This window comes from Aquicoccus porphyridii (genome assembly GCF_008369105.1).
Taxonomy (GTDB): domain Bacteria; phylum Pseudomonadota; class Alphaproteobacteria; order Rhodobacterales; family Rhodobacteraceae; genus Aquicoccus; species Aquicoccus porphyridii.
This window is the reverse complement of the sequence record NZ_VINQ01000178.1, coordinates 1-404: the sequence shown is the minus strand read 5'-3', so window position 1 is coordinate 404 and position 404 is coordinate 1. Positions and strand designations below refer to the sequence as shown.

At 69.8% G+C, this 404-nt stretch carries 1 protein-coding gene; it reads right to left on the bottom strand.

From position 1 onward, the window contains the following. Nucleotides 1-404, bottom strand: a 404-nt coding sequence (locus FLO80_RS22375; RefSeq protein WP_223145559.1) for a hypothetical protein, incomplete at both ends; no start/stop codon positions are given.

The window sequence follows — 404 nt, the reverse complement described above, 5'->3', positions numbered from 1 at the left end:
TGTCGCGCCACGATAGAGCCAGCGTTGAGATCGAACTCCAAGGTGGTGTTCAGCGCCGACGGGGGCTCAGGGGTCGCCTCCTGTCCACGCACGGCGGCGATCACCCGGTTCACTTGGCTGAGCGCCAGCGCCGCCGTCGCTAACAACGTGGCCCGGTCGGCCACCCCGACGGTGTCCCGCAATTGGGCGGCGATGGCCGGCCACGCGGCGTCGCGGTCGCTGCGATGCAGGTCAGCGCAACCGAGACAGCTGGTCACGCCGGGGACCACCAGGGGCCCGACCATCCCGGTGCCGTCACGAACCCGAACGGGAAGATGCGGAGCTCTCTCGGGGTGCAGATCGCGCACCATGTGCGGATCGGCCACCAGATAGGCCGACACCACCACCAGATCCACGCCCGCGGG